Origin of the sequence: Schaalia sp., assembly GCF_050312375.1 — a bacterium.
GTDB classification, from domain to species: Bacteria; Actinomycetota; Actinomycetes; order Actinomycetales; family Actinomycetaceae; genus Pauljensenia; species Pauljensenia hyovaginalis.
Map to the genome: position 1 here is coordinate 39,562 of NZ_JBNOYB010000004.1, position 7,235 is coordinate 46,796.

The 7,235-nt window shown below is 69.5% G+C and carries 3 protein-coding genes; 1 reads left to right on the plus strand and 2 read right to left on the minus strand.

Annotated elements, in window-relative coordinates; translation table 11 throughout:
- The first annotated feature begins 18 nt into the window (after positions 1–18).
- The gene (locus ACQY7V_RS00285; RefSeq protein WP_320836427.1) at positions 19–681 is read left to right on the plus strand and encodes an HAD family hydrolase; all 663 of its coding nucleotides are present in this window, start codon (positions 19–21) and stop codon (positions 679–681) included.
- Here ACQY7V_RS00285 and ACQY7V_RS00290 read toward each other — a convergent pair.
- Positions 678–3,929, minus strand: coding sequence for an error-prone DNA polymerase (locus ACQY7V_RS00290; protein ID WP_320836428.1), 3,252 nt, complete (start codon positions 3,927–3,929; stop codon positions 678–680). The two genes, ACQY7V_RS00285 and ACQY7V_RS00290, sit on opposite strands and share 4 nt — an antisense overlap.
- 37 nt (positions 3,930–3,966) lie before the next feature.
- Complete coding sequence (locus tag ACQY7V_RS00295; protein WP_428638388.1) at positions 3,967–7,080, minus strand: DEAD/DEAH box helicase; 3,114 nt, start codon at positions 7,078–7,080, stop codon at positions 3,967–3,969.
- Between the last annotated feature and the right edge of the window lie 155 nt (positions 7,081–7,235).

Consider the following 7,235-nt stretch of genomic DNA (forward strand, 5'->3'; position numbering starts at 1 on the left):
ATTGGAGAAGGAATCCCCATGTCTGAGCCCTGGAGCTGCGTCCTCTTCGACGTCGACGGAACGATCGTCGATTCCGCACCGCAGGTGACGCGCGCCTTCCAATTGGCCCTGGAGGAGGCGGGGCTGGACGTGCCCGGAGCCGATCGTCTCCGCCGCTACGTGGGCCCGCCCCTGTGGCATTCCTTCTCGGACCTCGGCTACGAGGGCGAGCTGGTCGCGACTCTCGTCAAGAGCTACCGGAGGATCTACGATGCGATGTTCCTCGACCCGCTCCCCTTCCCCGGCGTTGTCGAACTCCTCCACGCCCTCCACGCCCAGGGCCTCCCCTTGGCGACGGCGACCTCGAAGCAGCAGTACATGGCGGCCGCCCAGCTCGAGCACCTGGGCTTGACCCCGGCTTTCGACGTGATCGCCGGAGCCACTCCCGGGCCGGGGTCGACGAAGGCGACGGTCATCGCAGACGCCCTCGCCCAGCTCGACGCGCGCGGAGCGGACGTGTCGCGCCCGGTCCTCGTGGGCGATTCGATCTGGGACGTCGAAGGCGCCCGGAGCGCGGGCGTCGAAGTCATCGGCGTCTCATGGGGGTACGGCGAGGATGCGGACTTGGCGTCCTGCGTCGCGCTCGCGTCGAGCGTCGAGGAGCTCGGCGCCCTCGTGGGCTTGAAGGAGACGGCGTCCTAACGGAAGTCCCTCGAGCGGGCGGGGACCGGAATCGACAAGGGGCGCAGAGAATGCGCCTCGATGTTGATCGCCCCGTCGCCGAACTGAAGGCGCCCGCGCACTTCGAGCGCCTGAGAGAAGAGCCCGGCGCTCTTGTGCGCCTCCCACATCCCCTTCGCGCAGGACACGTTGATCAGACCCGTTTCATCCTCGAGCGAAAGGAAGGTGGTCCCTCGCGCGGTGTGCGGGCGCTGACGGTGGGTGACGATGCCCGCGACGCTCACGACCGCCCCCTCGCGTTCGGAGGCGAGATCACTCGCCCTCATCACGCCGCGTTCGCGAAGATGCGGGCGCGCGCACTCCAATGGGTGGCGTTCGACTGCAAGACCCATGGCGTCCCATTGGACCCGCAGGGCCTCCTCTTCGCACATCTCCGGGAGCCCGGGAGCATCGCCCCCGACCTCGGTTCCCGGGAGGAAGGGCTGAACCCACGAGGGCCTGCCGAGAGCCCCCGCCGCCCACACCCCCTCACGCGCCGACACCCCCAGACTCGTGAAGGCCCCGGCTTTCGCGAGGCGGACGATCTCGGACTCCGACAGACTCGCCCGCCGGGCGCAGTCCCCGAGATCCTTGAAGGGCCCTTCTTCGCGCGCTTTCAGGAGCTTCTCGCCCCCGGCCCCGAGTCCGCGCACGGAGTCGAACCCCAGGCGCAGCACTGAGGAAGGATCCACGTCGAGAGGGACGACTGCGCCGACGGGCGGGTTCACCCGGGGCTCCTCGGAGCGGGCGACTCGGGCCGAGAGCTCCGAGGAGTTCACATCCGGAGCGGCGATGCGCACCCCGTGGCGGCGCGCATCGTGAACGAGCGAAGCCGGGGAGTAGAAGCCCATCGGCTGAGCGGCGAGGAGGGCCGCGTAGAACTCCTCGGGATGATGCACCTTGAGCCAGGCGGAGGCGTAGACGATGTGCGCGAAGGAGAAGGCGTGGGACTCGGGGAAACCGAAGTCGGCGAAGCTCTTGAGCTGGGCGAAGATCTCCTCGCCGACAGCGGCCCCGATCCCGTGCGCGGCCATCCCCTCCATGAGGGCCGGGCGCAGTTCCTCCATGCGCTCCGGTGAGCGCTTCGCCCCCATCGCCCGACGCAGCCGATCGGCCTGCGCGGGGGAGAAACCCGCGGCGTCGATCGCGATCTGCATGAGCTGCTCCTGGAAGATCGGCACTCCGAAGGTTTTCGCCAGAGCGGGTTCGAGGAGCGGATGCGGGTAGGACACGGCTTCCCTTCCCAGTCGGCGCCTCAGATAGGGGTTCACCGCCCTTCCCTGAATCGGACCGGGACGGATGAGGGCCACTTCGACGACGATGTCGTAGAAGCAGCGGGGGCGAAGACGGGGCAGCGTATTCATCTGGGCGCGCGATTCCACTTGGAACACGCCGACGGTGTCCGCCGCGCACAGCAGGTCGTAGACGCGGGGATCTTCTTCGGGCAGGTTGTGGAGGCCGAGGGGAGCCCCGTTGCGGCCGGACTCCCCGGCCTCGGCGAGGCGCGTGAACGCGATCCTCAAGGCGGTGAGCATCCCCAGCCCGAGCAGGTCGAACTTCACGAGTCCCGCATCCGCGCAGTCCTCCTTGTCCCACTGAAGGACGCTCCGGCCCTCTTTCGCCGCCCAGACGATCGGGCAGATCCCGGCGACCGGCCGCTCGCTGAGGACCATGCCGCCGGAGTGGATCCCCATGTGCCGCGGCAATCCCTGCAGCGCACGCGCGACCGAGGAGACGAGGGGCGGGACCTCCTCACTCCTCGGCGCGCCTTCCCCCTCGGGGCCCGGAGATTCCCTGCGGGACGCCTCCATCGCCCACGCCTTCGCCACGCCGGGCGGATACCCCAAGGCCCGCGCGGCGTCCCGGATGGCCGAGCGGGGGCGATAGGTGATGACGTTCGCCACCTGAGCCGCGCGTTCGCGGCCGTACATCGAGTAGACGTGCTGGATCACCTCCTCGCGCCGACCCGCCTCGATGTCGATGTCGATGTCGGGCGGACCCGAGCGCCCCGCTGAGAGGAAGCGCTCGAAGAGGAGGCGGTGGCGCACCGCGTCCACGGCCGTGATCCCCAGCGCGTAGCACACCGCCGAGTTCGCGGCCGAGCCCCGTCCTTGGCAGAGGATCCCCCTCTCCTCGCAGAAGTCGATGATCTCTTTGACGATGAGGAAGTATCCGGGGAAGCCCAGGGCGTTGATCACCCCGAGTTCGCGGTCGATGGTCTCCCAGGCGCGCGGGTGCGTTCCCCTGCCCCCGTAGCGCTCGAGGGCTCCGCGCCTGGTCAGTTCGGCGAGCCAGGTCTCCTCGTCCAGCCCCTCGGGCACGCGGGTGCGCGGGAGCCCGGGGGCGAGGAGGCGCAGATCGAAGGCCGCCTTCTGCGCGATCTCGACGCTGTTCGCAATCGCGCGCGGATGCCGGTGATGCAGGCGCAGCATCTCCTCTCCGCTGCGCAGGAAGGAGCGCAGAGCGGGCAGATGCGATTCAGCCCGACTGAGGGGGACCCCGAGGCGCGTCGCGGCGAGGACATCGCCGATCGCCTGAGACGCCGGGGTCGCGCAGCGCACCGCTCCCGTTGCGACCAGGGGGAGGTCCTTCTCGGCGGCGAGCAGGGCGAGAAGGTCCGCGAGTTCATCCCGGTCATGCGGTCCGAGGGCGGATTCGATGAGGAGGCGATCGCAGCCGAAGGCCTCGATGAGCAGATCGCGCATCCGCCTGGCGCCTGCGAGTCCCCCGGAGACGAGGGCGCGTCGCAGCGGCCCCCGCCCCGTCCCCGAAAGGACGTACCAGTCGCGGGCGCTCGCCGAGAGTTCGGGCAGGGCGTGGGGGCTGAGGCGGCGCCCCGGTCGGGAGAGCGCATGGGCGCTCATCGCCGAGCACAGGGCCGTGTAGCCCTTCGGCGAGGAGACGAGGACGGGCAGGCGCACGCCCGGGTCCTCCGCTCCCGGGACGAGACCCCACCCCCTCCCCCGTGCAGCAGGGTCGACCTGCGTGAGACTGGCCGCATCGAGGGTGAGCTCGGCGCCCTGGACGACGGGGAGGCCGAAGCGCCGCGAGGCGGTGGCGACTTGAACCGCTGATCGCATCGCATCGACGTCGAGAACCGCGAGCGCCTCGAGGCCGATATCGGCTGCGGCGCGCACGAGGTCTTCGGGCTGATCGGCCCCTTCGAGCAGGGTGAAGGCCGAGTGCGCGTGGAGTTCCGCATAGGGCACGGGGGCTTCGTCTCTGCTCACCCGCACATGATATCGAACACGTGTTCGACATCGGTGCTCAGTCGAGAAGGGCGGCGAGATCGGCCACATTCAATCCGCTTGCGGCCCCCGCACCCTCGACGACCGAGGTGACGAGCGCGCGTTTGCGCTCCTGAAGGGCGACCACCCGGTCCTCGATCGTGTCCGCGGCAACGAGGCGGTAGACATTGACCTTCTTCTCCTGACCGATGCGGTGCGCGCGATCCACGGCCTGGGCTTCGGCGGCGGGATTCCACCACGGATCCATGACGTACACGTAATCGGCCTCCGTCAGGGTCAATCCCGTACCGCCCGCCTTCAGCGAGATGAGGAACACGGGCGCCCGTCCCGAACGGAAATCGTCGATCACGCCTTCGCGGTCCCTCGTCGATCCGTCGAGCTGCACGACCCGTACGCCCCGGCGTTCGAGGACGTCGCGGATGCGCGCCAGGAAGGAGGTGAATTGGGAGAAGACCAGGGCGCGATGCCCCCTGGGGACGATCTCGTCGAGGGCGTCGGCGAGGTACTCGATCTTCGCCGAGCCCGCCGCGCCGTACGCCGGATCCACGAGTGCCGGATCGAGGGCGAGCTGGCGCAGGCGCGTGATGGAGGCGAGCAAGTCGATCCGTTTGGCCGAATCCCCCGCGAGGTCGAGGATCTTCGCGCGTTCGCGCATGAGCGCCTGCTCGTAGATCCTGCGGTGCTCGGCGCCCAGATCGATGTGCACGAGGGTTTCGACCTTGTCCGGAAGATCCGAGGCGACTTCCTCCTTCGTGCGCCTGAGCATGAAGGGGGCCACGAGACGATGGAGCCTGGCGAGGGCCTCTTCATCGCCCTCGTCCTCGATCGGCTTGCGCATGGCCTGCGTGAAGGTCGTCCAGGAGGGCAGGAGGCCCGGGTCGGTGAGGGAGAGCAGGGCCCACAGGTCCGAGAGGGAGTTCTCCACCGGCGTGCCGGTCACGGCGAAGGCCCAGGGGGTGCGCAGAGAGCGAAGGGCCTTGTAGATCGCGGTTCTCGGGTTCTTCGCGGCTTGAGCCTCGTCGAGGACGAGGCCGGAGAACTCCGATTCGGCCCACTCCTCGGCTTCGAGTCGGGCGATGGTGTACGAGGTGACGAGGATGTCCGCATCGACTGCGGCTTCGGAAAGGGGGCTTCCCCGCCTCCTGCGGGTTTCAGCGACGAGGCGCACGCGCAGACCGGGGAAGAAGCGCTGCGCCTCGCGCTTCCATGTCGGCACCACCGAAGTCGGCGCGACGACGAGGACGGGCGGGGCCTCGGGATCGGGGCGGGTCGAGGCGATGGCGGTGAGGATCTGGAGGGTCTTGCCCAGTCCCATGTCGTCGGCGAGGATCGCGCCGAGACCCGCTCCGGCTCGGGAGGCGAGCCACTCGACCCCCTCGCGCTGGTAGGGACGCAGCTCGACCTCGGCGGGAGGGGCGATCTCGACCTCGGCTGGCGAGGAGAGGCCTCTGACCCGGTCCTGCCATTCCCGGGCGGCGCGCGCGTGATCGGCGAGTTCTTCGATTTCCCGCCACAGTCCCAGGTGGAGGGGGGCGATGGCCGGCTCCTCTTCATCGCTGAGCGCCCGCGCTTCGGCGAGGAGGGCGGCGAGCGCTTCGAAACGCGGCCCGTCGAGGCTCACCCAGCGTCCGGACACGAGGAGGTGGTCCTCGCCCTCGGCGAGCGCGCGAAGGACCTCGGCGAGGGGCACCTCCACGCCGCCGACATCGAGCCGGACCTTCAATCCGAACCAGTCCGAGTCGCGATCCGCCATGTCGACCGTCATCACGAGGGGCTCGGCGTCAAGCTGCGCGCCGGATACGGCCTCGTCGACATCCCAGACGAGGTCCGGGTCATCGATGACCGATACGACGCGATCCAGGTATTCGGGGATGCGCCAGCCCGGAAGACGCAGCGTCGCGGGGCCCGGCTCCCACAGCCCTCTCGGTGCCGCAGCGCGGCCGAGGACGTCGATCCTCGCTGCGAGATCGGCCACCCCCGGCGCATCGAGGGCGCGCTGGAGGAGGATCCGCGATGCCGTTCCCGAGCAGTCGAACTCCGCCCACCAGCGCACGAGGAGCGTGCGCGCATCCTCGAGGCGCAGCGTCGCCACGAGGCGGACGGGGGGAGGCGATGCAAGATCCACGGAGGAATCGACCGAGACGATCGGGAATTGGCGTTTGAGAACGGGGAGGAAGGCCGTCGTGAAGTCGGCGACGTCCTCGGCGGGAATGGCGAGGCCCTGCGCGGGCACGAGCTTGAGGAGCTCCGTTCCGGAAAGGGCCCCGAGCCGAGCGCCCCCGTCGAGGACGATGAGTCCCGCCCCCTCGTCGATCCGCGGATGGACGATCCGTTCCTCGCCGTTCGTGGCGAGACGGTCGAGCCTCAAGCCGGAGTCGAGCGCCTTCAGGTCCAGTCCCAGGTCCCAGGTGATCGTGTCGAGCCTCAGAGGCGCGAAGTCTTCGAGGGAGGCGAAGAGGGCGACGCCCTCTCGGGCGAGACGGCGCAGCCAGCCGAGGGCTTCCGCCCCCAGGGAGGAGAGACGGACTTCGTTGCGCGAGTGCCACGCGTCCTCCTTGCGCGACAGGGAGTACCCCTCCCGCATGAGCGCCAGGTGGACGGGATCGATTCCCTCGGTGACCGAGGCCCACTGGGTCGAGACGAGGTCGGGCCAGCTCGCGCGCTTGCGCGTCCACGGGACGATCGTGCCGCGCCGCAAAGGCTCGAGGAGGATCTCATCGGGGTGTTCGGCGGCGTTCACGAGGAGCGCGAGGGGTTCTCCGCGAGCGCCTCTCCCGCCGACCAGGGGCGCGAGGCGGGCCCGCCACGGCGCGGGCTCGTGCGTGACAGAGCGCGCCTCATCGCGCAGGGCGAGAAGAAGCGCCACCGCGTGCGCGCAGTCCTGACCGATGGGGCACGCGCAGCTGAGTTCGACCTTTCCCGGCAGGACGCGCACCCAGGTCCTGTAAGCGAGTCCGCGATCACGGACCCGAGCCGTCCACGTCTGCGCCTCTTCGGCTTCTTCGACGGAGACGAGCTTGCCCGAGCTCAGGAGGGCCGCGCCTTTGGCCCAATTCGCCGGTCCCGCGCGCGACATGAGCTCCCGGTCCTCGGATTCGATGAGGATCAGTGCCGTCTCGGACGAAATGCGCATCTCGTCATTCTATTCCCCGCAGGGGTCGCACTCCTTCAAGCAGGCCGCCCGGTCAGTACGGCTAGTCGAGAACGGAGTCGATCCACCACCGCCCCTCCCTGTTGACGAGGAGCAGATCCGCCCCCTCCGGGCGGCGGGCGCGCACGTAGACAGAA